Annotated in this window: 24 protein-coding genes and 1 pseudogene; 12 read left to right on the top strand and 13 right to left on the bottom strand. The window is 43.6% G+C overall.

The window, feature by feature from the left end; translation table 11 throughout:
- The gene (locus tag F6K64_RS10250; RefSeq protein WP_008182783.1) at positions 1 to 3,081 is read left to right on the top strand and encodes a DUF4407 domain-containing protein; all 3,081 of its coding nucleotides are present in this window, start codon (positions 1 to 3) and stop codon (positions 3,079 to 3,081) included.
- A 292-nt stretch (positions 3,082 to 3,373) separates the two neighbouring features.
- On the opposite strand, the gene F6K64_RS10245 is transcribed toward F6K64_RS10250, so the two are convergent.
- Positions 3,374 to 3,499 (bottom strand): hypothetical protein, encoded by a 126-nt coding sequence (locus tag F6K64_RS10245; RefSeq protein WP_267875562.1) that lies wholly within the window; start codon positions 3,497 to 3,499, stop codon positions 3,374 to 3,376.
- 181 nt (positions 3,500 to 3,680) lie between these two features.
- Between F6K64_RS10245 and F6K64_RS10240 the strand changes: the two genes are divergently transcribed.
- Both F6K64_RS10240 and F6K64_RS10235 read left to right on the top strand, forming a co-directional pair.
- Positions 3,681 to 3,932, top strand: coding sequence for a hypothetical protein (locus F6K64_RS10240; RefSeq protein ID WP_154659672.1), 252 nt, complete (start codon positions 3,681 to 3,683; stop codon positions 3,930 to 3,932).
- Between the two features lie 120 nt (positions 3,933 to 4,052).
- A complete protein-coding gene (locus F6K64_RS10235) occupies positions 4,053 to 4,505 on the top strand; it encodes a pentapeptide repeat-containing protein (protein WP_008179508.1) in 453 nt (150 codons plus the stop codon).
- Between the two features lie 607 nt (positions 4,506 to 5,112).
- Here F6K64_RS10235 and F6K64_RS10230 read toward each other — a convergent pair.
- The 3 genes from F6K64_RS10230 to F6K64_RS10220 all read right to left on the bottom strand — a co-directional run bounded on the left by F6K64_RS10230 (position 5,113) and on the right by F6K64_RS10220 (position 7,918).
- Entirely contained in the window at positions 5,113 to 5,241 is a 129-nt protein-coding gene (locus tag F6K64_RS10230; RefSeq protein ID WP_287253235.1) for a hypothetical protein, read from the bottom strand.
- A complete protein-coding gene (locus F6K64_RS10225) occupies positions 5,231 to 7,255 on the bottom strand; it encodes a mechanosensitive ion channel domain-containing protein (RefSeq protein ID WP_229419839.1) in 2,025 nt (674 codons plus the stop codon). The genes F6K64_RS10230 and F6K64_RS10225 overlap by 11 nt, the downstream gene beginning before the upstream one ends.
- Before the next feature lie 78 nt (positions 7,256 to 7,333).
- Complete coding sequence (locus tag F6K64_RS10220) at positions 7,334 to 7,918, bottom strand: FHA domain-containing protein (protein ID WP_008179504.1); 585 nt, start codon at positions 7,916 to 7,918, stop codon at positions 7,334 to 7,336.
- Between the two features lie 435 nt (positions 7,919 to 8,353).
- Here F6K64_RS10220 and F6K64_RS10215 point away from each other — a divergent pair, with 435 nt between their 5' ends.
- The 4 genes from F6K64_RS10215 (at position 8,354) to lnt (ending at position 15,357) form a co-directional block, all read left to right on the top strand.
- Complete coding sequence (locus F6K64_RS10215; RefSeq protein ID WP_287265382.1) at positions 8,354 to 9,271, top strand: branched-chain amino acid transaminase; 918 nt, start codon at positions 8,354 to 8,356, stop codon at positions 9,269 to 9,271.
- Between the two features lie 359 nt (positions 9,272 to 9,630).
- Entirely contained in the window at positions 9,631 to 11,460 is a 1,830-nt protein-coding gene (locus F6K64_RS10210) for a tetratricopeptide repeat protein (protein WP_287265380.1), read from the top strand.
- A 503-nt stretch (positions 11,461 to 11,963) separates the two neighbouring features.
- Entirely contained in the window at positions 11,964 to 13,196 is a 1,233-nt protein-coding gene (locus tag F6K64_RS10205; protein WP_287265378.1) for a glycosyltransferase family 39 protein, read from the top strand.
- Positions 13,197 to 13,263: 67 nt separating this feature from the next.
- Entirely contained in the window at positions 13,264 to 15,357 is a 2,094-nt protein-coding gene (gene lnt, locus F6K64_RS10200; protein WP_287265472.1) for an apolipoprotein N-acyltransferase, read from the top strand.
- 135 nt (positions 15,358 to 15,492) lie between these two features.
- Here the strand turns inward: lnt and F6K64_RS10195 are convergent, their stop codons facing one another.
- The 3 genes from F6K64_RS10195 to F6K64_RS10185 are packed head-to-tail and all read right to left on the bottom strand — an operon-like array spanning position 15,493 to position 18,144.
- On the bottom strand, positions 15,493 to 16,245 hold the full coding sequence (locus F6K64_RS10195; protein WP_287265376.1) for a class I SAM-dependent methyltransferase: 753 nt from the start codon (positions 16,243 to 16,245) through the stop codon (positions 15,493 to 15,495).
- A 32-nt stretch (positions 16,246 to 16,277) separates the two neighbouring features.
- Positions 16,278 to 17,489: a BtaA family protein gene (locus F6K64_RS10190; RefSeq protein WP_202970515.1), complete on the bottom strand. Its 1,212-nt coding sequence runs from the start codon at positions 17,487 to 17,489 to the stop codon at positions 16,278 to 16,280.
- A 13-nt stretch (positions 17,490 to 17,502) separates the two neighbouring features.
- Positions 17,503 to 18,144 (bottom strand): hypothetical protein, encoded by a 642-nt coding sequence (locus tag F6K64_RS10185; protein ID WP_287265374.1) that lies wholly within the window; start codon positions 18,142 to 18,144, stop codon positions 17,503 to 17,505.
- A gap of 98 nt (positions 18,145 to 18,242) precedes the next feature.
- On the opposite strand from F6K64_RS10185, the gene F6K64_RS10180 reads away from it, so the two are divergent.
- Entirely contained in the window at positions 18,243 to 18,437 is a 195-nt protein-coding gene (locus F6K64_RS10180; protein WP_287265372.1) for a hypothetical protein, read from the top strand.
- Between the two features lie 399 nt (positions 18,438 to 18,836).
- On the opposite strand, the gene F6K64_RS10175 is transcribed toward F6K64_RS10180, so the two are convergent.
- Entirely contained in the window at positions 18,837 to 19,277 is a 441-nt protein-coding gene (locus tag F6K64_RS10175; RefSeq protein WP_287265470.1) for a YqiA/YcfP family alpha/beta fold hydrolase, read from the bottom strand.
- A 237-nt stretch (positions 19,278 to 19,514) separates the two neighbouring features.
- On the opposite strand from F6K64_RS10175, the gene F6K64_RS10170 reads away from it, so the two are divergent.
- Complete coding sequence (locus F6K64_RS10170) at positions 19,515 to 20,558, top strand: helix-turn-helix domain-containing protein (protein WP_229419836.1); 1,044 nt, start codon at positions 19,515 to 19,517, stop codon at positions 20,556 to 20,558.
- A gap of 142 nt (positions 20,559 to 20,700) precedes the next feature.
- On the top strand, positions 20,701 to 21,042 hold the full coding sequence (locus tag F6K64_RS10165; protein WP_229419835.1) for a zinc ribbon domain-containing protein: 342 nt from the start codon (positions 20,701 to 20,703) through the stop codon (positions 21,040 to 21,042).
- A gap of 147 nt (positions 21,043 to 21,189) precedes the next feature.
- Here F6K64_RS10165 and F6K64_RS10160 read toward each other — a convergent pair.
- The 5 genes and pseudogenes from F6K64_RS10160 to F6K64_RS10140 form a co-directional block, all read right to left on the bottom strand.
- A pseudogene (locus tag F6K64_RS10160) lies at positions 21,190 to 21,303 on the bottom strand (YqiA/YcfP family alpha/beta fold hydrolase); the annotation flags it as partial.
- 21 nt (positions 21,304 to 21,324) lie between these two features.
- Entirely contained in the window at positions 21,325 to 21,786 is a 462-nt protein-coding gene (locus F6K64_RS10155) for a Spy/CpxP family protein refolding chaperone (protein WP_071103333.1), read from the bottom strand.
- Positions 21,787 to 21,812: 26 nt separating this feature from the next.
- Entirely contained in the window at positions 21,813 to 21,965 is a 153-nt protein-coding gene (locus F6K64_RS10150) for a hypothetical protein (RefSeq protein ID WP_287265369.1), read from the bottom strand.
- Between the two features lie 89 nt (positions 21,966 to 22,054).
- Positions 22,055 to 22,390 carry a hypothetical protein gene (locus F6K64_RS10145; protein WP_287265368.1) on the bottom strand — a complete coding sequence of 112 codons (336 nt, stop codon included), beginning with the start codon at positions 22,388 to 22,390 and terminating at the stop codon, positions 22,055 to 22,057.
- A complete protein-coding gene (locus F6K64_RS10140) occupies positions 22,387 to 23,004 on the bottom strand; it encodes a sigma-70 family RNA polymerase sigma factor (protein WP_502708035.1) in 618 nt (205 codons plus the stop codon). Before F6K64_RS10140 ends, F6K64_RS10145 begins: the two co-directional genes overlap by 4 nt.
- Positions 23,005 to 23,158: 154 nt before the next feature.
- Here F6K64_RS10140 and F6K64_RS10135 point away from each other — a divergent pair, with 154 nt between their 5' ends.
- Entirely contained in the window at positions 23,159 to 23,311 is a 153-nt protein-coding gene (locus tag F6K64_RS10135) for a hypothetical protein (protein WP_287254809.1), read from the top strand.
- Between the two features lie 402 nt (positions 23,312 to 23,713).
- On the top strand, positions 23,714 to 25,945 hold the full coding sequence (locus F6K64_RS10130; RefSeq protein ID WP_044492253.1) for a GumC family protein: 2,232 nt from the start codon (positions 23,714 to 23,716) through the stop codon (positions 25,943 to 25,945).
- The last annotated feature ends 368 nt before the right edge of the window (positions 25,946 to 26,313 follow it).

Genomic DNA, 26,313 nt, shown 5'->3' with positions numbered 1-26,313 from the left:
ATGGCAATTGATCGGGCACCTGGCGTTTATGTAATCTCTCAAGATGAGATGGGAATTGTTTATCAAAAGTTTGGTAGTCCTTTACCATCTAATCGTCAAATTGCTCTTAATGGAGAAATGGGTTGGCAGGTTGATACTCTTGGTCCTGGACGACATTTTCGCTCTCCGTTGACGTATAAAGTTGTCATACAAAAGGCTATACAGATTGATAAAGATGAAATTGGATTAGTAACAGCCAACGATGGTGATTCTCTTCCCACAGGTAAAATGTTTGGTAAAGTTGTCGAAGAATGCGATGACTTTCAAGATGGTCGTGCCTTTATCAAAAATGGTGGTCAACGGGGTAGGCAGTTAGGTATTTTAAAAAATGGTATTTATCGCCTTAATACTAAACTGTTTTCTGTTGAAATAAGGCCAATTACTTACATTAATGACTATGAAATTGGCTTAGTAGAAGCGAAAGATGGCAAGCCACTTCCGATTGGAAAAACCTTTGGTGATGCTGTTGAATGCAACAATTTTGAAGATGCTCAAGCATTTATTAAAAATGGAGGATATAGAGGCCAACAGTTAAAGATTATTACTACTGGCAAATACGCAATTAATACAGAACTTTTCAAAATTAAGAGAGTTGAACTTATCAAAATTGGAGTTAATGAAGTAGGGTTAGTGGAAGCAAGGGATGGTGAGCCACTTCCACTTGGTCAGAACTTTGGTAAAGTTGTTGAATGTGGCACTTTTCAGGACGCTGAAGCATTTATCAAAAACGGCGGTCAACAAGGGAACCAATTAGCAATTCTTCCTCCTGGAATTCACTACATTAATACAGAGTTGTTTAAAGTTCACAATGTACCATTAATTAATATTCGATCAGGGGAGATAGGGCTAGTTATTGCTCAAGATGGTGCTGAACTACCACCAGGACAAATACTAGGTAAAGCTGTAGATTGCGATAATTTTCAGAATGTTGAAGCCTTTGTCAAAAACGGTGGTCAACAAGGTAAACAGCGAGCAATTCTTACTGAAGGTTACTATAGAATAAACACTGAACTATTTACAGTAGTTACTACTGACAATGCCAAGCAATATGGACTGAAGCCAGAACAATTAAAAGTTTACAGAGTTGAATCAGGTAAAATTGGTATTGTTACCACTTTTGATGGTAAGCCCTTACCAGGAGGGGAGATTGCGGGAGCAGTTATTAAGGGACATAATAAGTTTCAGGAGCCACAGGAGTTTATTGAAAAAGGTGGCTATCGAGGTTTACAAGAAGAATTTATCGAAGAAGGTTTTTGGAGTTTAAATCCTTGGTTTGTGGAAGTTGAACAAGTTCCTTTAACTAATATTAAATCTGGAACAGTTGGAGTTTTAATCTCAAATGTTGGTAAGAATAGCCAAGCAAATCAAGAGCAAACTACTCATGGTTATCAGTTTAATATCGTTCCAATTGGGTATAAAGGGATTCAGAACATACCAATAGAAGCTGGAACACATCCTATCAATACAAGAGTGAAAAGTATAGTAATAGTTCCTGCCCATGAAATAACTTTGGAATGGACGAATAGAGATAAACCAGCAACCAACTACGATTCTAATTTGAAAACCTTAGACCTTCGCTCTAAAGATGGCTTTACTTTTAAAATTGAAGTCACACAGGTTATTAATATTGCTCCAAAAAATTCTCCTAAAATGATCTCTCGTGTGGGTTCACCAAATGCTAATAGTTCTGAGCAATTTGAGGAACAAGGAGGAGTTCTTAGCTGCTTGTCTAATGGTGCGGTTAAATATAGCTCCATTAAAAACCTTGTGAATAGGGTATTAGAACCGATGGTTGGTAATTACTTCCGTAATTATGCTCAAGAATATAATGTCTTAGACTTCTTACAACAACGGGATCAAATCCAGGAACGAGCTACAGAAAATATCAAAAGTGCTCTTAATGCTTATGGTGTTGAAGCGGTTGGTACTTTTATAAACGAAATTGCCTTACCAGCTGAACTTCAACACCTAATACAGGCTCCAACAATTAAAGATAATTTAAATTCACTAGAAAAATTATTGCTATGGTCTGCTGGTGCAGATCATCATATTTTGGCCCAAAAAGAATGTTTGACAGAACGATATAAATATACAGCAATTGGTACCACGGTTTTGCTAACATCAACAACGGCTATTTTTTCCGGTGGTTATGCTCTTTATACAGTATTCGGTTCTGTAGCAGCTTCTTGTGTAGGAGGAATTTTTTGGAGTTTTATAGTTTTTAACTTAGATCGTTTTTTAATTTTAAGCTCTAAGAGAAAAAAATCGGAATCAAATTTAAAATTGTCATTTATTGCAGCAACTAGTCTTCGATTAGTAATAGCCTTATTATTAAGCTTTGTGGTGGCTAAACCCCTTGAATTGAGGCTTTTTGAAAAAGAAATTAATCAGAAAATAAAACAACAAAAAGATGATGCAAGAAAAGAAAAAGTTAGCGAACCAATAAAAGAATTAGAACAAGAAATTAAAGCCTTAAATCAAGAAAAAAACAAGTACAAAAATGAATGGGAAGACGCCGAAAATGTTGCTAATGCAGAAGCAGAAGGTACACAGGGAACAGGCCAATTTGGAAAAGGAATTGTTTATAAAGACAAACGAAATTATGCAGATGAAATAAAACAACAATTTATTGAATTAGATAATAAAGTTAAGGAGAAAGAGGAACAAATAGATAAGCTTAGGCAAGAACGTAACCTGATTTTGCAGTCACCAGAGAGTAACTTAGAACAACTGAATCAAGAAATTGACAAAGAATCAGATGGCTTCTTAGCCCGTCTTGTTGCTTTAGAAGAACTATCTAAAGACGATCCGAATATTCGTAATATTAATTGGCTAATCACTGCCTTATTCGTCACTATTGAAATCTCACCTATATTAGTTAAACTTTTGTCTGGCAAAGGTCCTTATGATTATTTACTTGAGCAGAAAGAAAGTCAGGAAATTTATAATGAATATTTCCGCATTAAAAAAGAACAAAGACTTCAATTATCTGAAGGAGCATCAAAAAAATACATGAAAAAAATTCAGGAGTTTGAACAATAAATTACAAAAACAAAATAAGACTATAGCGTTTCTATCCTAATCAGGTACACAGGATTTTTTACCTCTTGCCTCTTGCTAGCTTGCCTATTACTTGCTCCCTGCTCCCTTTCAATCAAAAGACGATGTCTTAAACAATACTTCCTTTGCTATAGTACCCACATGGGAATGCAATGGGTCAGAGGATCATAAACAAGTATTTATACTCAGGACTTACGCGGTTAAGTTGATTTCGCCCCCCTAGCCCCCCAATTTTGGGGGGTAATGATGTCAAAGTCCCCCAGAATTGGGGGATTTAGGGGGCAAATGCGTAAGTCCTAATACTCAGTAAAGTCTGTTTTTTGCGTTCGCGTAGCGGCTCGTACCGAGCATCGCTTTTAGCGTGACCATTCGCGTAGCGTGGCCTAAAGGCCAAGGTCAATCGCAAAGTGCCCCAGAATGCGATCGCATAAGCGCGGAAGCTGAGGCCTTTGGGCCACGCTTTGCGAACGCTTCATCGCGTAGCGTGACAATCATGTCAATCGCTTCCCAACAGAATTCCGTAACTTATATACTACTTATTGAAATACGTAATCTGGGATAAACCTTTACCAAGATGACTCATGTCTGTCTATAGCAACGGGAACAGCGGATCTGGGAACAGCGGATCTGGGAGCAGGGAACAGGGAACAAAAATTCTCACAATTCATTTATGCTCTCAATATCCTTCTCTTGATGCATCGCTATTGCCTATTGCCTCTTGCCTCTTGCCTATTGCCTCTTGCCTCTTGCCTATTGCCTCTTGCCTATTGCCTCTTGCCTCTTGCCTATTGCCTATTGCCTCTTGCCTCTTGCCTCTTGCCTTAAAACCATAAGCAATCTCCCTCAAACCTTGCTGACAATTGCCCTATATTTACCTATTCACAACTCTCACAGAGATTGATATAGTTACCCTTGTCAGCAACTTTTAATCAAAAGGAGGATTAGAGCGATTCATGAAGTACTGCAAGTACTTTCTACACCTGGCAGCCTTTCTACTAGCACTAACTATTCTAGTGTTGCCTCTGCCAGCCCAAGCCCAAAGCGCTGCCACCATTAAAGCTACCTTTGCAAACACTGATTTAAGCGGTCAGGATTTATCCGGTCAAGACTTCCATAACGCTGTTTTTAGCAGTGTCAATTTACAGTCAGCCAACTTGAGCAATGTTAACTTTAAGGGTGCGAACATTACCAAAGTTAATTTCACTAATGCTAATCTACAGGGAGCAGATTTTAGCTATGCATTCATTAATGTATGTAACTTCAAGGGAGCAAATATTACCGGCGCTGACTTCACCTTTGCAATTTTGGATTCTAAGCAATACCGGGAGCTATGCAAAAATGCTTCTGCTACTAATCCCATAACTGATACTGGTGTTGATACTCGCTACTCTTTAGGATGTTATTGAAACTAATTTAAGTATTCAGCGGTCAGCGGTCAGCAGTCAGCGGTCAGCGGTCAGCCTTCAGCGGTCAGCCTTCAGTGGTCAGTGGTCAGTGGTCAGTGGTCAGTGGTCAGCCGTTGGCCTTTGCCTGTAAGTTAAAAGCTAATAGCACCTCAAGTAGCGTGCGCGTAGCGCTAATCGCTGATAGCTAATAGCACCTCAAGTAGCGTGCGCGTAGCGCTAATCGCTGAATGCTGATAGCTGATAGCTGATAGCTGATAGCTGATAGCTGAAAGCGCTAATCGCTGAATGCTGATAACTGGTGTTGATACTCGCGATTCTTTAGTATGTTATTGAAATTAATTTAAGTATTCAGCGGTCAGCGGTCAGCAGTCAGCGGTCAGCGGTCAGCCTTCAGCGGTCAGCCTTCAGTGGTCAGTGGTCAGTGGTCAGTGGTCAGTGGTCAGCCGTTGGCCTTTGCCTGTAAGTTAAAAGCTAATAGCACCTCAAGTAGCGTGCGCGTAGCGCTAATCGCTGATAGCTAATAGCACCTCAAGTAGCGTGCGCGTAGCGCTAATCGCTGAATGCTGATAGCTGAATGCTGATAGCTGATAGCTGATAGCTGAAAGCGCTAATCGCTGAATGCTGATAACTGAAAGCTGAAAGCTGATAGCTGAATGCTGAAAGCTGATAGCTGAAAGCTGATAGCTGATAGCTGAAAGCTGATAGCTGATAGCTGATAGCTGACCTTAATTCTCATCTAGATAAAAACGGTAAAACAAATAATCATCTCGGAAAGGATGATCATCTGCAACATGATGAATAATACCTCGATTAATCAGTATCTGTCCAACAGTCACTGCGTCTTCCCGAGTAGAATTACACCGTTTTACCAACCAATCTACGGCTTCTGACCCCACAAAACAGCATCCATAGCTATTGAGACGATAGCGACGGTCTTTAATTTCCAACCCTCCTGGTTGACGCATTTCCTCGACCAAGGTTTCAATGTCCAGTGTTACCATATCCTCTTGCAAAGGAGCGGTAGGGTAAGAGTCTAGATCTACCTCATCCATCGGCTCTAGGAAACCTGAAACTAAGGAATCCTGGGTGGGCGGCTCAGACTGATACCCATTAGGAATATAGAGTTGGTTTTCTGGCGGTTTTGGCTGACGCTCCCCCAGCCAAGCCATGAGCAATTTCTCTAACTGAGGCGATCGCACATGGAGGTCCCGTTGAGGAAATGGTATATGGATATCATAGCGACGCAGACTTTTCTCAATCCGGTAGTTGAGGTCACTCTTGATTTTAGGCTGTCGCTTGGGGTCTCCAGTCCAGACCAACAGCTCAAACTTGAGGGAACTCTCACCAAATTCCTGAAACCAAACTTGGGGATAGGGCCTCAGTAACACTTCCGGGTGACTCTTGGCAGCTGCCAAGAGTGCCTTCTTGACCTGCTCCACATCAGAGCCATAAGCCACTCCTACTGGAATCTTGAGCCGGGAAATCGGGTTACCGTGACTCCAGTTAATTACCTCAGTTTCTAAAAAGCGGGCATTGGGCACAATTATTGTGACTTTATCCAACGTGCAAATTTCTGTACTGCGGGAACCAATTTGCTGCACAGTTCCCACTAAATCGTTTACCTTAATAAAATCCCCCTGTTGAATCGGTCGCTCTAGGGTGATAATTAAGCCACTGATAAAGTTGTTAGCAATATTTTGCACACCAAAGCCAATCCCCACCCCTAAGACACTAGCAAAAATGGTTAGGGAACTCAAATCCAACCCAGAACTTTGGAGTATGATAATCATGCCCAAAAACGTCAGGACATACTGGGTCAGGAGAGCAATCACGTCTTGCACCCCTGAATCAGCGCCAGTTTTACCCAAGATGTAATGCCTGAATAGCCTGGTGAGGGCACTAACCCCAAACCATAGCACAACGGTTAATACCACCAACAGCAGCACTTGGATCGCAGAATATTTGCTTTCTCCCGGACCAATTACAGGAGACTTGAGGAAGTTTAACAGTTCATAACGCCAACTGCGAACTTGGGGAAATAGATCACTAATAGTTAAGATAACTGTAGTCCACAGGATAACCTGTAAACCTAACAGGGCTGCCCCGAGAAATAATTTGGCTGGGTCGTGCCAAGGGAAAAAAGGAGAAGCGGGATTCCCTAGCCAGGAGGTCAGTTTCCGCAAGGCAAATTGCCTGAACAAGCGTAACAGCAAGTACAACAGGATTAACAACACCAGCACTATGCTTGTAAACCTTACTGCCTGACGACTATAATCTGGCATGCGCTGTTGTTTGCCCTGCCGGATTGCCCTTTCAATCAGCTTCTCCCATTTCTCGGCTTGCTCAAGAGGATCAGTATCAGGAATTTGATCTGCCTTGGTAATCGTGACTATAATGCGCTCGGTAAACTTGGTACGAAGAATCCCCTCGTTTTGCCCGACATATTCAATGTCCACATATTCAGGTTTTTGTAGAGATTTCACCTCCTTTGCTAACCGCTGATTGATCAGCTCGGCTCGCTCAGTAGCGCTAAAGTTGCCAGCGTTGCCCACTTGAAACAACTCAATACCATCCACCACCACAGGAGCTTTCTCCTTACCATTTGCCAAGAATTCCTGTGCTAAGGTAGAGGCTGGTAATAGGGTGAGCAGTAGGGTAAGTACACCTAGCAACACCAATCCCAAGCAACGCCGAAGCCTAGCTCTTGGGAAAGGGTTAATGGAAAATCGAACATTTAGAAGAGATTCCATAGGTTACGTTCTATTTAGCTCTCATTTTCCATAACTATTGAATCTCATGGCTAAAGTTGAGGTAACTAGTTGAGGTAACTAACTGTTGTGGACTACCCGTTCTAAATTTGTAGAGGAATCGTTTTTCTCATCTTGCATTCCCGGTTTTAACCCCTCCAGCAGACCGCTGACCACGAACCAAGTGCCGACTCCCATTATTAACAGTACCACTAAGCCAATCAACCAAACCACAGGTTTATTCTTGGGCAGAGAGTTGGTGACACTTTTCTCACCTAATAGACTCGTCTGGTCAAAGTTCTGTGCAGTGGCGTTGAGATCATTTTCCCGTTTCAAGGTCGCTGTAATTTTGTACGGACCAATCCGCAGGGTGTCCTTGCTTGAGAAAGGTTGAATACCAGAGCGAATCTTCCGCCCGTTAATAAACGTACCGTTGGCGCTGCGGTCAGTAATATAGAGTTGGGTATTAGCCACTGTGATCAGGGCGTGATACCGGGAAATTTCCTTGTCAAGAAGTACCAGATGAGACACAGATTGACCTGCTAAGTGTTCTGGCAAATGGTCATTTTCTCGACCAACAGCAATTGGCGGTCTCAGAACAGGTTTCTTTAACTCGCCCGTTTCTGGGTCTTCCCAGGTCAATTGAATATAAATCGGTTCAGCCAAGATTTCACTCCTTGTAACTGGAACATCGTGGATCAGTGCGGGTGCATCTCATCTTTGAAAATGTTCTGTAGGGTGCGTTAGGGGAGCTCGCCCTAATTTTCAGCCTCAACGCCCGGGTTAGGTTGCTGCCCGTAACGCACCATCGGGTCAAACAACAAAAGTGAGATGCACCTATCAGTGCTGAGTAGGTCAGTGGTGAGTGCTGAGTTTTGCTTAGCACATGAAAAAGTTTTTGTCAACCATACCCACCGATGCTCAGGGGATGATAACAAGGGTGAAACTTAGATAGGGTGTCCGGTGTAGGGTTTTGGGTAGGTCGTGGGGAGGAGCCAGTTCCTCCTGACGGGGTGACAAGAAGGCTAAACCCCATTGAGACCATGCTGTCAGCATCTCGTTAAACTGAGATAAATTAATCTTGAAGCACTGATTTTAACTATGCCTGATTTTTTGCCCATTGCTTACTTTCAGAACAAATTTGTCCCTTTCGCTGAGGCCAAAATTTCCATTGCTACCCATGCCTTGCACTACGGCACGGGAGCTTTTGGCGGATTACGCTGTCTCCCTGACCCAGAAAACCCACAGCAATGTTTACTGTTTCGGTTAGACCGCCATTGCCAACGCCTAAGTAATAGTGCCCGGTTATTACACTACAATTTACCTCCTGATAAAATCGAGACTATTATCGTTGAGTTTATCAAACAAAATAAACCAACTACATCGTTTTATATCCGCCCTTTTGTCTATACCTCAGATTTAGGAATTTCCCCGAGACTGCATAATATTGAAAAAGACTTTTTTGTTTATGGATTAGAATTAGGAGATTATTTATCTCCTGAGGGAGTTAGCTGTCGGATTAGTTCATGGTATCGACAACAAGACCAAAGTTTACCCTTGAGAGGTAAAATTAGTGGAGCTTATATTACCTCTTCCTTGGCGAAAAGCGAAGCAGTAGAGTCTGGCTTTGATGAAGCCATTATGATGAATTCTGATGGAAAAGTATCGGAAGCTTCTGGGATGAATATCTTTCTGGTCAGAAATGGGCAGCTGATTACCCCTGGATTCGACCAGGATATCCTGGAAGGAATTACTCGGGATAGTATTCTAACCCTTGCTAAAGACATGGGCTTGCCAACTATACAACGACCAGTTGATAAATCAGAACTATTTATTGCTGATGAAGTATTTCTGAGTGGAACAGCGGCAAAGATCACTCCAGTTAAACGAATCGAAAACTATCACTTATCTCCAAACAGACCAATAACTGAAAAGCTCAAGGATACCCTAGCAGCAATTACCGAAAATCGGGAACCAAAATACAAAGACTGGGTGTATACGGTTAAAATTAATAAATGAACTAAACGTCAGCATTCAGCCGTCAGCGGTCAGCCGTCAGCTTATTTTATTCAAAAGCACCGATCTAGTAGCGTGGCACAGGCTTCGACCCTGGGACTTTCCCCGTAGCGCATTAGCTGATATAGCAGTCGCCAGGGCAGTTAGGACATGACAAAAGTCTCACACCCTTTGTAAGCGCAAGAGTTTGACTTCTGACAAATGACTTCTGACAAATGACTTCTGCTATAGCTGTTCGCGTAGCGTGCGCGTAGCGCATTAGCTGATAGCTGATTGCTTAAAATTAAAATTAAACTCCGGCTTATAGAAACCTGTAAACCTGTAGCGACTTCTGGGATAGGGAGTAGAATCAAACCTCAACCATGAACAATCAACCGATAAATTCCCCAAACACCCTAGGCGGTCGCTACAAAATCATCAGCAAGCTGGGAGCAGGTGGCTTTGGTCAAACGTTTCTGGCACAGGACTTGCACTTGCCAGGAACTCCCCAATGTGTGATTAAACAGCTAAAACCCCAGGTGACGGATCCTGAGTGTTTGGAAATTTCCAAACGCCTATTTGAGCGAGAAGCCCAAGTCCTCTACCAGCTGGGTAACCACGATCAGATTCCCCAGTTGCTGGCGCACTTTGAGGAAAATCACGAGTTTTATCTGGCGCAAGAATTTATTGATGGACAACCCCTCAACCAAGAAATCAGTCAGCCTTGGGAATCAAATCGAGTGATTGGTCTGTTGCAAGATATTCTACAAGTCCTAGTATTTGTCCATGAGCAACGTGTGATCCATCGTGATATCAAACCCCCAAACCTAATCCGCCGCCGCAAGGATGGTAGAGTTGTCATGATTGATTTTGGGGCAGTTAAGCAAGCTAGCACCCAGATTATCGATCCCGAAACCGGGCAAACCAAAACCATTGCTATTGGCAGTCATGGCTACACCCCCAAAGAACAGTTCGGTGGCAATCCCCGTTTTAGCAGCGATATCTATGCGGTGGGTATGGTAGGTATCCAGGCATTAACCGGAATTCATCCCAAGTTCCTGAAAGAAAACTCCGAAACAGGGGAAATCAACTGGCGCGATCGCATCCAAGTTAACATCCAAGTTAACTCAGAATTAGCGGATATCCTGGACTGTATGGTGCGCTATGACTTCCGTGACCGCTATCCGACCGCAGTAGAAGCGTTTGCAGCAGTTCAGAGGCTAACTGCTGCACCAACAATAGCTATGTCTGCTACAGTTCCGGAAGAGACTGTTTCTGTTTCAGCAACATCAGCACAAACCCAGGCCAGATCAGAGATCATCCCAAGATGGTTAATGAAGCCTTGGTTAATGATTACTGTGTTAGCAGGGATGGGTATCGGTATTGCTGTTATCGGTACTAAGACTTTTCTAGTTCCCAAACCTGTCACTCAAACTGACAACATTAGCGATACCGTTGCGGAAACCTCGACCACCACCTCTGAGTCAAAACCTGCAACTCCAGCCGTAGTTAGCAACACCCCTGAAATTACTACTACCAGCTCAGTCGAACAAACTACTCCCGGATCCGATACCGAATCAGCTGCTAAATCGACATCCTCTACCGAAACACAACCAACTGCAACAGAATTAAACAGCCAAGGGGATAGCTTGCGGCAAGCAGGAAAGTACCAGCAAGCACTGATGACTTACGAAAAAGCGATTGGCCTATGGCCACGCTACGCGAACGCAAGCAACTCAAATTTAGCAGAAGCTCATTGGGGTCGTTGCTATAGCCTGAATTCCTTGGGGCGTACTCAAGAAGGACTGGCTGCCTGCGATCAAGCCCTTGCCCTTAAACCTGACTACCCCGAAGCATTGTGGAGTAAAGGTGCAGCTATCGAATCCCAAAACACCCCAACAGCCATAACTCTAGCGCTAACTTTATACGAGAAAGCGATCGCAATCAAGCCCGATTTTGCTGACGCCTGGATTAACCGAGGAGTAGCCCTCCATAAACTCGGTCGCTACAGGGAGGCCATAGAAGCATATAATCGGGCAATTAAACTCAATCCTAATTCTGCTGATGCTTGGAGTAATCTAGGGGCAGCCTTATGGGACGTTGGTCAATTGGATCAAGGGATCAATGCCATGGAAAAGGCGCTTCAAATCCAGCCGAATCACCCCAATGCTAAGAATCTGCGTCAGCAGGCAAGGGAAAAATTAGGTCGTTGATCACTCATACCGAGTTGCATTCAAAGAGAGTAGATTGGTTGGATAGGGAGATAGGGAGATGGGGAGATAGGGAGATAGGGAGATAGGGAGATTGGCGGAAGAGAAAGTTGTACGTTTGACCGCAACTTGGTATCAGGAAATATAATTATTTGATAAAGATCAGAGATTTATTTAAATATCTGATAAAGATTTTGGGTTTTGGTCTTAGAAACGGGAAAATCCTCTACTATTACGTTTAATTGCTATTAAGCATTAGAGCTGATAGCCCTAGGGATTAAATACGAAAATCTAACACTTTAGCAAAGGGAACAGCGGATCACCGGAACAGGGAGTAGGGAATATGGCATCAAAATTATCTCAATTCCTACACGGATTGCTATTTCCCCTAATGCTCAAAACTAAATTCACAGAATACTAGGATTGCGCTCACAATCCCTAATTTGATTTAACTAATATTAGTTAAATAATACTACTTAACTAATTTGAATTAACTGTCCATCACCATGAAACTGAATACACCAGCACTTGGAATAAGAGCAAATTGGCTCGAGAAGTGGATGCCGATCGGCTTAATTTTACTAGTCGCTACTGGGTTGTACATCTATCAACTCGGCACAGAGAGCTTATGGTACGATGAACTATTTAGCATTAACAAAACCCAGAGTGGGATATCACTGCCTCCCAAGAATCTGACACGTCCCTTTTATTTCATGATTCTCTACATTTGGATGCAGTTTAGCACTAGCACCGTTTGGTTGCGTGGGCTATCTGTGATTTTTGGACTAGGCAGTATCTTCCTAATCTACCTGCTGGGTCGTCGCTTAGCAGGAAAGCCAGTTGGCTTGATTGCCGCCCTCTTACTAACCCTCTCACCTCTGTTTATCAACCATGCCCAAGAGGTAAGGATGTACACCCTAATCCCCTTCTTAAGTTTAGGGGGTACCTTGGCTCTAGCTCATGCCCTTGAAAATCCCAGGTTTGCTGCCATCAACTGGTGGGCTGTGGCCAGGTTTCTAGCCCTGGTGACTACTCCCGTTAGTGTGACCTTGTTTCTGCCAGATATGGTATTAATTGGATGGCAGTTCCGTAATCAAAAGCGCCGATTATTTGCCTTTGGAATCAGGCTGCTGCTGATTGGGAGTTGTTGGCTTCCTTTGGTATCAGCAGTTAATGAGTCTTCCACTAAATTCCTCAAAGGTTGGGTTACACAGTACCCAAAACCCAACATTATCTTAATTATCTCTGAAGTCACCCACTTGACAGCTTTTTGGCCATTGAGACACTTACTAGGGTCAGGCATCAGTGCCAACGACCTGATGAAACAGCTCAATCAGCAGTCTATCATGGAGTGGCTTGTAGAGCATGTGTTAACCTCAAATCTTGTACCTTTGCTCTATTACATGGCATATACAGCCATGGCAATCGGCTTGCTTGCTATAGCTCTATTGAGCAGGCACCCCTCAACGAAACTCTGGTGGATTAAAGTGTGGGCATTATTACCTGCCGGATCTATCTTATTGATATCCTATGTTTCCAGTTCCATATGGAAAGCTCGCTATCTACTAATTGTATCCCCCTATTTCTTAATTCTTCTAGCAGCAGGCTTGATGCAAGTTTGGCGTTGGCAACGTCGGGTAGCTGTTTTAGTAACTCTGATCTACGCCATAGCAGTGGGTAGCGGTCTAGTGCATTACTACACAACTTTGTATCGTGTAGCAGGTGGTGCGCCAACTTGAGATTTTATTTATATAGTTCATTTTGTCTATACATCGTTTACTATTACCATTAATAGGTGGCATCCTGATGGGACTGACACCATCACCAACGGAAGCTTGGCCCCTAGCCTGGATTGCCCTAGTGCCGCTATGGTTCATAGTAGTCAGGGGTCAGAGTATTCGTGACAATGCTTTATCTGGTCTGATCTGGGGTATCGGTTATCACGGCTTAGCTCTATCTTGGATTACTGGTATTCACCCGATGGACTGGATGGGGGTACCATGGCTAGCTAGTATTGCGATCGCATTATTCTGCTGGATATTCATTACCCTGTGGGGAGCACTCCTAGTAGCTGTCTGGGCCATAGGAATATCCATAACTCAATCAATTAAATGGGTATCCACCAAAGCTACACAACAACGTGATCTAAATCCTGATCTAAATCGTGATATAAATCTCCCTACCCCCACTCAAAACTATGTTCTTTTAACCTCCTGCTTGCGGGTTCTAATCGGTACAGGCTTGTGGTGTGGCATAGAAACCCTGCGGAGTATGAGTCCCCTGTACTGGTCTTCCTTATCCTATACCCAAAGTCCCCATAACCTGATAATTTTGCACCTCGGTCAATTATCCGGTCCAATAACAGTTACAGCAGCTATTGTCGCCGTCAATGGTTTAATAGCTGAAAGCGGATTAAACGTTAGCAGGTTGAAGGTTAGCGGATTAAACGTTGGCAGGTTTAATGTTGGCAGGTTGAAGGTTGGCAGGTTTAATGTTGGCAGGTTGAAGGTTAATCAGTTGAAGGTTAATCAGTTGAAGGTTGGCAGGTTGAAGGTTAATCAGTTGAAGGTTGGCAGGTTTAATGTTGAAAGTGATCACAACAACCTTGGCCAAAAGGCCACGCTACGCGAACAACAAACCAACCTTGAACCTTCAACCCCTAAAAACCTTAAACCTTCAACCCCTAAAAACCTTAAACCTTCAACCCCTACAAACCTTCAACCTTCAACCCCTCAAAACCTTCAACCTTCAACCCCTACAAACCTTCAACCTTCAACCCCTCAAAACCTTCAACCTTCAACTCCTACAAACCTTCAACCTTCAACCCCTACAAACCTTCAAGATTCAACCCCTCAAAACCTTAAACCTTCAACCCCTCAAAACCTTCAACCTTCAACCCCTACAAACCTTCAACCCCTACAAACCTTCAACCCCTACAAACCTTTAACCGTTTTAGGTATAGCAATCGGGTTATTAATCAGCTTACATTTGCTCGGATGGTTACTGTATAGCAAACCAATTGAGCAATCAAAAGATTCTGCTATTAAAGTCGGTATTATTCAAGGAAACATCCCCAATGAAATCAAACTTTACTCCGCTGGCTGGCAGCGTGCTATAAAAGGTTACACTACTGGATACCAGACATTGGCAGATCAAAAGGTAGACGCAGTGCTAACTCCTGAAACTGCCTTACCTTTTCTTTGGGAAGAACAGGTTCGTACTGTTAGTTCCTTCTACTCAGCAATATTAGATAAAGGGGTTTTAGTTTGGGTAGGAGGCTATGGGCAAAGAGGGCGTAGCTTTACCAATAGTCTGTTTACTGTCACCGGTACTGGTGAGACTTTCAGCCGTTACGATAAGGTGAAATTAGTGCCATTAGGAGAATATATTCCTTTTGAAGAATTCCTAGGACGTTTAATTGACCGATTATCCCCTCTTGATGCTCATTTAGCAGCAGGTAAGCCTGACCAGTTATTAGAAACACCCTTTGGTCAAGCAGTGGTAGGAATTTGTTATGAGTCAGCTTTTTCTGAGCACTTCCGCTATCAAACTGCCGCTGGTGGGCAGTTTATCCTGACTGCATCCAATAATGCCCATTACAGTAATACTATGCCTGCCCAGCACCATGCTCAAGATGTAATGCGCTCCATTGAAACAGATAGGTGGACAGTTAGAGCAACCAATACCGGGTATTCCGGTATTGTAGACCCCCATGGCAAAACACTATGGCTATCGGGGATTAATACCTATGAGTTGCACGCAGATACGATTTATCGACGACAGACTCAGACTTTGTATGTGCGCTGGGGGAATTGGTTGACTCCGGTGTTATTAGGGTTAGGGGGAATTGGCTGGTTGGTGTTGGCTTGGTTTGGAGTTGGTGTTGGATTGGTCAATTGAACTGCCGTTGCATTTAATTTGCCTATTTCATTGACAAGGTAGTGATCAACATGTAGTGGTTTTGCTGCGGTAAGCGTCAAGGTTTCCGGGGCTAAAATCACTACTTTTGTACCACTAACCACCATTAGATCAACTTCACGTTTTAGCTCGTTTGCGACCAATAAACCTATAATAGGGAACTTTAAACCCAGGTAGGAATGGTAAATTTCCCATTTTTTCTGTCAAAGACACAGTATCAAATTTGTGATGCAAGTAGCCTAAGCGATTGGGACAAAGAAAAACGTTATCCGTGGCAAACCAAATCGGCCAGAAGTGACGAGCTAAAAAGGAATGACGTTGCCATCCTTGAGGGGGATGTTTGTGAGACACATAAAAATCCACAACCCCGATTATTCCCCCTGGCTTCAAAATCTGTTCAGCTTGCTCAATGGCCGCAAACCACTCGGGAATCATGGTTAAAGAATAGGAAAAAGTGACGATATCCGCCACCCCTTCTGGCGGTAAAAATTGAGTGATATCCGCTTCGACAGTGGTTACATTTGTCCAGCCGCGATCAGCTATTCGCCCTCGTGCCACTTCCAGCAGGGAAGGGGACAAATCCACAATGTAAATTTTACTAAACTTAGAGAGGCGATCGGCAATGGATTCCAAATTCGACCCCGTACCGCCGCCGAAGTCAACCCAGACGCTGCCATTGCTATCGCCATCGGCAAGGGATTGATAAAGTTCTTCTCGTCCTTTTAGCAAACGCCGACGAAACCGATCGTAATCCGTTGATTGAGTACGATAAAAGTTTTCCAATCGCTCTTGATGGCTATCCCCTCGGATCGGTTTGGCTAGATGATACACCGTTTTGAGATCGCTAATCAAGTCGGATAAAACACTCATTTTTTTGTATTCCCTCGCCAGTGGAAATGGTTTTAAGCAGTAACCAAATCTGCTATGTAAAAACTGCCGTAGGTCTGGACGCGATCGCTTGGGTGCAATTGGTCAGCCAATGCAGTATTGTACATCAATAAGTCTGGTAAAAACCGGTCTTTACCTCCATAACGCACTTGCACCGAATCGAGGTATTCCACTTTGAATCCCCCACTGCGAAACAAAATGCGAGTTTTATCACTGGCTCTAGTCAAAATAGCTTGCCATTCTTTTTGCAATTCTTCGTGATTATACTGACTCAGCCAGTCCATGTGGTCGAGAAGCACGAACCGAGAAATTCGAGCTTGACAATTTTCCAGAAAGTTGGTTATTGTGCTATTTTCCACCTGAATGCGATCTACTAACCCGGATTTTAGGCGCATAAAATTTTCTTCCTTTAAATATTGGGGACAGCAATCGGGGGAATATTCTCCATTCAGAAAAACTCGCCAAAAATAGTTATCTTGAATGGGGATCCTAGTAAAGACATTTTCGCAGCGTTGGCGTACAAAGGTCGCGATACTGCCTTCGTCGAGATAGCGTTCCATCTGTTGACGTTGCTGTGCGGGAACACCGAGCATCCACAGGACTAAATCGCTATTGAGGAAGCGATAGAGATAATCTTTCCAAAAGACCGGTTCGATCTCGCGCTGGTAAATTTCTTGCCGTTCTTCTGGGGTTTTGGCATTGAGAATGGCATCGAAACTTGGGCGAATTTTCAGGATGCGATCAATGTAGTAGTTGATAGCGAAAGCAAAATTACCCGTAGTTCCTCGAAAATAAAACGAGCGTCCGCTGTCGAATAATTTAGTTCCTTGTTTGTCCCAATACCCTTGGGAGGTTAAAGATAAATGGGAGCGCAGCTTTTGAGTATAAATCTCGTTAAACTGCTCCAACCTACCGCGACCGAACAATTGAAAAAATTGCTCGAAATCCAGTTCTCGAATCGCCGCAATTTTGAGTTCGAGCAACGCATTTTGTTTGGGATTGACATCGATAGCGTAAATTTGTTTGGGTGCGTCGAGAGCGTATTCCAAAGCGTTGCATCCCGCAGAGGTAATCACCACAACGGTATCGTCAGCTTGCAAGTTTAAGGCAACACGATCGAGTCTGGGATCTTCCCAGCAGGTAACGTAAACGAGATTCTGCTGATGTACCCAACTAAAACCAAGATATCGCCAGATATCTTTAATTGATTGCAATTTTGATAACACAGTTTAACCCTGATTAAATTTCCAGTAATACGGGAGCCTCAAAGCATCCAAAAGTAACTGCTTCTTGGGGTGTTTGCTGGCAAGCCAGAATCGAGCTATCGATTGAGCCTGCGATTTGTAAGGCTTGGGTTACCAGTTCCGAACAAAATATTCTTTGTATGTTCTGGCTATCAGAAGGAACCAAATATCGGTTAACTTTCAGCCAAGCTCCGATGGACTTCCAGCAGCTATACCTGACTTGGCGCTCATGAAGGTTCCACAGCCAATTTTGCATTTTATCGATCCCTTCCGAACTTAATGGTTTTGCCAAAGGAACCCACCAGGCTCGTCCGTAGTTTCGATAAGCATTGAGCCAATTCTCCAGGTAGTGAATTTGTACTCCTGGTTTACATTTTTGGTTTCTAAAATCGGGCAAACTTGTGTAACTTGTGGACTCAGCGATGGCCACCTTTGCCGTCCCGTTCCCTTCCAGATCGGTATCCAGAACAATCACCGTATGACTGTAATCGCTTCCGGTGAACCATCGAATCAGAGCAGCATCGATCTTCAGTCCAGAAAAAGTAATCAGATCTCCTGGTTTAAAGGGATAGAGAGACTCAATCAAATTTTGGGTTGGGCTAGGGCGAGGGCTTGTCAATCTAATTGAATCTAACATCAAATTATTCAACTCAATGACAGTAGATGTGAACTCGAGAGTCAACCTCAGTTTCGATCTCGATTCATTTTTTTTGGACAGAGTAATTATAGCCTATAGTGGAATTTTTGGGAAATAATTATTGTGATTATGTCCGCAATAACCTGTTGTTGGATCGGATGGAACACTCACCCCTCAACCGACCTAAAGATCACAAAATTCCCGAACTGCTGCCCAAATTAACGCCATTACATCCCGCAAACCATGATCGCTCTCCAATTCTATCAATTCAACCCAAGGGCGTTTACTACTGAAGTTCCCCCGTTCATTTGTACTACTATACTAGTTAAAGGCTCTCCCCGTAAGGGATAAGCGTGATTGAGCCAAAAAATTGTGTACCCATGTTGGTTCTTGAAGTATGTCTTCAATTGGAATATAATCCAAGTATAGGCACTGGTCGCATTTTTATTTGAGAACCAAATCGCTTCTTGATGCAATAGCGAGTGGGGGAAACCACGCCAGTTGCTCATGGGGGAGACCCCCAAGACCGCGCTGCCTCCCCAAGACCGCGCTGCATCGCTCAAACGCCCTTCAGCTCAACGTTGTGAGCATTCTCAATAAGACTGTACCCAGTAGCAATAAGTACCGGCAAGCCTAGGAACGCCACAGAGCTTGGGATTGAGGTTTCGAGTAGTTCAAACTTTGGGGGAACTTCAGTTACTAGCATAATCACGACTCTCGATCATAGGAATCACCTCATCATCGCACCCATGTAAAATCAGAGTAGGTACTTGTCGCCCTAGCTCCAAACCCTCATAATTACGGGCATTTTCTACAAACTGGTAGTGCAAGGGCAGCGTTCGCTGTTCTCGATAATGGTAAATCTCTAGATATCCCTCGGTGCGCCACTGATTGAGCTGTTCTGCGCCTAATTTCGGCAACCAATGGCCAAGGAAGCCAAATGCTGGTGCTAGTAGAACCAGTCGCTTAATTTGTAGATTGTTTTGTGCTAAGTGTGCAGCGGTAAAAGCACCCAAACTAGAACCGATTAACGTGACTGGTGTTCCCTCTAAGGGCAGTAATGCTGCCACTTGACTAAGCTGGCGACTTATTGTTAAATGATTAAAGTCATCTTGATTAAGGTTGGTATACAGTTAGTAAAAATATCACAGTATCTACCAAAATATCCGACAATAGGGGAGATTAAAGACATGGCACTAGTACCACTCTGCCAGGCGGTCGAACTTACGGGACTCTCTTTGAAGTTACCGTAAGAAGAAAGAAGCCTTAATAATAAAGATTTAACCCTTTTACGCATAGCCTACTAACCAGAAAGGCTTCTTTCTTCTAAGGTTTCGTCTCAAAGAACACTCTGAGAAAGTATGCAGATAATGGCACGATCAAATGGGAGCGAACCCCAAGCGGCACCAGACTTTTTGACACAGAAAGCAAGCTTAGCTTTGGAAAAGGATAAACAAAGCAATCAGTCACAATCTGTTACTGCCTCCTCAGCAGCAGCAAACAAAGAGACGACCTGGCCAGACAACTCGCCTATATGCACTCGAAGTTCCCACAAGCGGAAATCATCCGCGACCTCTGGTGATGTCTCAACTACAAAAGCAAAGGTCAAAGAACCATACTGGAGCGACTTATGCACTCAGATCAGCTCACGATTGTTGTTGCCTGTCTCGACAGACTTACCCGATTCGGGTTTGAACTGTTTGAGTATTTGGTCAGTCTCAACAGTGGAAAAATCCTGGTTCTCGACAACCCTGAAGGCTGTCGAGAATCAGAAATCAGCGCCGCTCGCGAAGGGTGACCAAAGGTCAATCTTCTGTGAATCATTCACGTCTTTTCTGGCCGAGTCCACGGACAATGAAAATACGGCACAAAAATCAAAAAAGATCCGACTGTTCCTAAATGCTGATCAACGTGCAACCATTCGGCAGTGGTTTGGAGTATCCCGTTATGTGTTCAATAAGACCGTTAAAATCCTTGAAAATGGTGAAATAAAAGCCAACTGGAAGGCTATCAAAACTGATATCCTAAACAGTTTACCCGAGTGGTGTAAGGCAGTACCTTATCAAATCAAGTCTATGGCGATTAAGGATGCCTGCACCGCTGTCAGGGAAGCTAAAAAAAAGTATAAAAAGACAGGACTTATAAATCGGGTTAGATTCAGATCTCGCAAGAATCCCGTTCAGTCTTGCTACATTCCTAAGTCGGCTGTCTCAGTCAAGGGAATTTACCACACTTTGCTTGGTGAGCTAACCTTTGCTGAAACACTTCCCGACAATATTTGTGATTGTCGATTAACTAGCACCAATGGGGGCTATTACCTGGTAGTTCCCCACAAAGTAACTAGATCTAAAACCGAGAACCAAGGTAAGGTAGTTGCTCTTGATCCCGGTGTCAGGACTTTTTTGACATTATGAGCGTGAAGATTCTGTAGGCAAAATCGGCCATGGTGACTTTTCCAGAATTCAGCGTTTATGCCACCATTTGGATAATCTGATCTCAAAAATCAGTAAGGCCAAAGGTAAGCAGAAACGTCGAAGGAGAAAAGCGGCTAGACGCATGGTAATAAAGATCCAAAATTTAGTCAACGAATTACATCACAAAGCTGCCCGATTCCTGGTGGATCATTTTGATGTGATATTGCTTCCCACCTTTGAGACATCTCAAATGTCAAGAAAGCCAGGTAGGAAAATCAGGTCTAAAACGGTTCGCAATATGCTAACATTTGCTCATTACCGATTCAAAGAATTTCTTAAGCATAAAGCCCAGGAAACAGGAAAACTTGTGGTTGATGTCTGTGAAGCCTATACCAGCCAAACTGTTAGCTGGACTGGTGAACTAGTTAATATTGGCGGCAGCAAAACTATTAAGTCAAAAATTGATGGTCACGTAATGGATTGACCTTTGGTCACGCTTCGCGAACGTGATCTCAATGGCGCACGAGGAATTTTTCTTCGTGCCTTGGGAGATACCCCCTGGCGCTCGTAATCAGCTTGCATTGGCGGGCTAAGATCTACTTTGGTAGATTTTGGTAGCTAAAAAGTATCGGTCAGGAATTGTTAGAGAGACATTGAGGCCAGCGAAAGCTTGCTGTAGATACACCGCCTTGGCTGACTCAGGGCTAGATGCAAAACCGTGTAGATAAATAAAAAATCTCAAAATCCTTATCCTTTGTGGTTCTCCCTAATCGGATAGAGGGTTTTGCTGGCGGCGCTGTCTCATGAATTGAGCAAACTGGATGCGTTGTTCAGGAGTCATCACCTCTCGCATCTGCAACATACTCTCAAGGTGTAACTTTCCTAGCTGCTGGTTCAATAGTTGAACCTGTTGATATTGAGTGTGGATAGTTTCTCTGTCAGCTGTACCCACCATCAAATCACCTAATTTCTGTTTCGCTTGACTCAGTTCCTGGCGAAGATCTATAATAGACTCTTCATACTCCAGCTTAATGGCTTGTAGCTGCTGCCTTTGCACCTGGTTGAGATTGAGTTGCCTCATTAACCTATGCTTACTCGATTTTAATTGTTGTTGACCCTCAGGGTTGGGAATCAATTGAGAGGTTATAGGCTTGGTATTAGCTACAGCAGTGCAGCCAGTCAGGGTAACCATGAGAATTGACAAAACATAACCTGGACGTAACAACATGGAAGTTACCTATAAATGTCTTTAATTTAAAGTTTGTAAGAAATATTGAAGGTTGAAGGTTGAAGGTTGAAGGTTGAAGGTTGAAGGTTGAAGGTTGAAGGTTGAAGGTTGAAGGTCGTTCGCCCTTGGCCTTCCCGTAGGGTAGATTGAAGGTTAAAAACCCACTTTTCCCTTGCCACAGCCGTTGGCTAGAGCCAACCTATTCACACGTCAAACGTTATCCTCTATAGGTGATCCTGAGGTGATCGTTCCTACTATGGGCGTTTATTTATTGTCCAGTATTGGCTAAGATCATCCAATTAGCTGGTGGACCATGACTGACATTGCTAACAGATGTCTCTCCCACAACTCCATGCCAATTTTTCTCTAAGAAAGCTTCTAGAGTGGTTACGTTGTGGGTGCGGTAACCACTCCAAGCCATCAGTAAACCAACAGCGATCGCTGATGGAAGTAACCAAAGCTCTGGTTTACGAGTAGGGGGTGGAGATTTAGCGATCGCATTGATAACTCGTTCCTCCAAGTCAAATGCTGCTGGTGGAGGACTAGGTCGATGTTGGCGCAGAAATGCTTGCCATTGTTCGTCATCAGGTTGAAACTGAGTCATGGCATCTCTCCTTGTTGTTGGATGATATATTTCCTTAGGGAAGTTCGAGCGTGGAAAAGACGAGACTTAACCGTTCCGAGAGCTATGCCCAAAATTTTAGCAACTTCCTTTTGTGGCAAATCCTCTAAATCATGTAGCACCAGCACAGCACGATGGTTTAAGCTCAGCTGCTGCATTCCTTTTTGAATCATGTCCTGATAGTGCAACTGCATCAGATCAGGAGTGTAGGAGGATTTGGCATTTTTTAGGGGTAGATCAGCTGTGTCTTCTGGAAGTTGAAGGCTGAAGGCACGTTGCCGTTGCAACTTGCCCCGCTGATCCGATGCCACATTCCAGCAGATCCGGTAAAGCCAGGTGGAGAACTGTGAGGGTTGCCGCAGTTTTGGTAAACCTTTCCAAACTCGTAGGAACACCTCTTGTACTAAATCATCAAGAGCATAAGCACCACATAGCTGATATATAGTTGACCTGACGCGCTGCTGATAGCGTCGGTATAGTTGGCGAAAACTCTGCTGGTTCCCCTGTTGGCACTGCAATACCAACTCTGTGTCTGTGCTGGTTGTTTTTGCAGCAGCAGAATCTTCTTTAGAAGCCTGGGCTGATCTGACTGACAACTCTGGGTTCTCCCTCACCGCTTTGTTTTCCGATGTTATTTAGACTCACTGGCCAACAGAATGGTTCAATCTGGTAAAAGTTTAGCCAGAAATGGAGCCAGCGGGGTTAGGCTGACCGTAAGCATTCAGCTATCAGCGTGTCGCGTATCAGCTAATGCCCACGCTACACCGAACAGCCAAAGGCCTGTGGCCACGCTACACCGAACACTTTATGCCCATAGCGCACGCTGTCTTGATCCAAAGCGCGAGTGGGGGAAACCCCCGTGAGGCCACTGCATCGCTACTGTTCGCGCAGCACCTCAAGTAGCGCAATCGGTGTTTTTGAATAAAATAAGCTGACGGCTGATGGCTGACGGCTGATGGCTGACGGCTGACCGGGTTTGGGTTAAGTCAGAAGATAGAAGACTCAACAGCTCTAGGGATTGCTGGTCTTACTGACACAACAATCGGTCGCAAAACCCTACCCCCGTTGGCCCGATACCCGACACCCGGTCAGCCCCTTAACTTTCTTATGTTCACAAGAATCACGGAAAATTTGCATATATTTACCAACTCTTTAATGTCGAGTGACTTTTGATATGATTAAATTTTATTAGTATTTCCATATATAGGTTGCATCTAACCGATGGCAGGGTTGGTAGCTAATTCGCACCAATACCAAAAATTATTTTATTGTGCAATCTACCTAGGGGGAGCCCCTGAAGAACTTATGGAGTCTAGAAGTTCTATAGATCTCGATCTTAGCCAATACAAACTGCTATTGAAACGTCGTTGGCTGCCAGCAGTTGCTATTTTCCTATTTACAGTTATCTCAGCTGCCTGGTCTACCTTGTTTCTCAAGCCTTCCTATGAAGCTGAAGGAAAACTACTGTTTAAGATAGACCGAACCGCTTTCTTGACTGGGTTGGGGGAGGAAATTGACCAGTTACGCCCTCTGGTTGATGCCCAGAACCCTCTGAGTACTGAAGTTGAGGTGATTTACTCCCACCCGCTTCTGCAACAGATCATTGATCAACTCAACCTCACTGATAACGAAGGTCTACCTTTGCAACCGGAAGCCCTCAAAAGAAAGCTCACTGTCAAAATTGTGGGTGGCACCGATGTGGTTAGGCTTTCCTACAAGGGTAAGAACTCAGAAAAAGGGGCTGCGGTGATCAATCAATTAATGAGGCTTTATATAGAGAATCAGATCCTATCCAAAAAGTCGGAAGCAGCAAAAGCCCGTGAGTTTATTACTAACCAACTTCCTCAAAGTGAAGCCAATGTCAGGCAAGCAGAAGCTGCTCTACGGCAATTTAAGGAACGCAATCAGGTTGTATCCCTCACAGAAGAAGCCCGGTCTTTGGTAGCGGTGATGGCTGACTTAGACAGCCAAATTACTACAGTTCAAGCTCAACTTGAAGAAGCCAATGCCCAAGCTGCTGGCTTGAGAAACCAGGTCGGTCTTAATCCCCAGCAAGCAATTGCTATCAGTGCTCTGAGTCAGTCTACTTCAGTACAGGGCGTACTCCAAGAACTGCAAGAGGTTGAGCGGCAATTAGCGGTTTCGAAAAATCGTTACGGTAAAAATCACCCGATCATGATTCGGCTCACCAAGCAGCAACGCTCCCTCAGAGGTCATTTACAACAGCAGATTAATCAAATACTAGGCTCTCAAAGTCTGGCTGGTACTCAGATACAAATTACTCAAGGGCTTTTAGAAGTTGACCAGCTCAAACAAAAACTGATTAACGATTTTATTGAATCAGAAGTCAAACGTCAAAGTTTAGCAGAAGGATTATCAACTCTTGCTAAGGCTAGAATTGCCTATGAACAACGGGTAAATGTTCTTCCTCGGTTGGAGCAAACTCAGCAGCAGCTCGAACAACGAGTCCAAGCTGCCCGCTTGACCTATGAAACCCTGTTGAAAAATCTCAATGAATTAAAGGTCGCAGAAAACCAAGATACCGCTAATGCTCGCATCATTGAGCCAGCAATAGTCCCTAAAAAGCCCTTAGGTGATAAGAAAATAAAGGTGTTGGCTCTAGGGGTGATGTTGGGGGTCACACTGGCCACGACTGCTGTCTTGCTCTTGGAAATGAGAGACCGCTCTATAAAAACTCTCAAAGAAGTCAAGCAGTTGTTAAGATATCCTGTGCTAGGGGTGATTCCAGTTTTCAAGCACAAGAAGCTCTCCCGTCGTCGGGATGACCTATTTTTCGGAGGGGAATTGCCCGTAACAGAGCAGCCTCATTCCATGGTGAGTGAAGTCTACCGAATGATTCAAGCGAATCTGAAATTTCTCAGGTCTGATCACCCACTTAAAGTTATTGTAGTCACTAGCTCCGTTTCCAAGGAAGGCAAATCTACGGTATCAGCAAACTTGGCCGCTGCTATGGCTCAACTGGGGCGTCGGGTTTTGCTGATTGATTCCGATATGCGTCACCCCTGTCAGCATTATATTTGGCAAGTAATGAATGTGGCTGGTTTGAGCCAGGTACTGATTGGTGAAGTGCCTCTAGAGCTTGCCATCTGTAAAGCCATGGAAAATCTTGATGTTCTCACCGCTGGGGTAATGCCTCCTAATCCTTTGGCACTCCTGGATTCAAAGCAAATGGCTTCCCTGATTCAGGAATGTTCAACCCAATATGACTTTGTGATTATTGATGCCCCACCCTTACTTCTGACTGCTGATGCCCTTTGCTTAAGTCCAATGACTGATGGCATGTTGTTGGTGGCTCGACCAGGTGTGCTGGATTTCGCTAATGCTAATGTGGCTAAACAAATGTTAGATAGTTCCGGTCAGACGGTTTTGGGTTTGGTGGCTAATGGTGTCATTCAAAAAGATGAATCCATTGGTTACTTTTACCAGTCACAGGAATACTTCCATTATGGCTCAGTAAGAAGATTGGTACAGCGTCAAGCCCAGACTAAAAAAACCTCGAATGTTTCCCGGAGATGATTCAAAACTATGAATTATGAATACTCCCTATTCCCTAGACAAAAAAACACTATAAATTAATGATTGAATACCCTGGATCAATCCAGACTATAAATAGACTAAACACCTATTTTTTTATGAATTAATAAATAACTACTTAACTGATGAATATAGTGAGCAATTAAGCATTATTATTAAACTATCAAATCCGGTTAATTACTTACCCAACCAAATAGGATGTTTGGGAATAGGTAATTACTAATCAGTAATCCTAAACTAGATAATCATCAACTACCAATTTACCGATTAGTAATATTGATGATTAGTCAAGCCGACATGATCGTCATGCTTTTATAGATTAGGTTTACTTTTATCTAAAAAGTTATCTA

The organism is Moorena sp. SIO3A2 (assembly GCF_010672265.1).
GTDB lineage: Bacteria > Cyanobacteriota > Cyanobacteriia > Cyanobacteriales > Coleofasciculaceae > Moorena > Moorena producens.
This window is presented reverse-complemented; position numbering and strand designations above follow the sequence as displayed.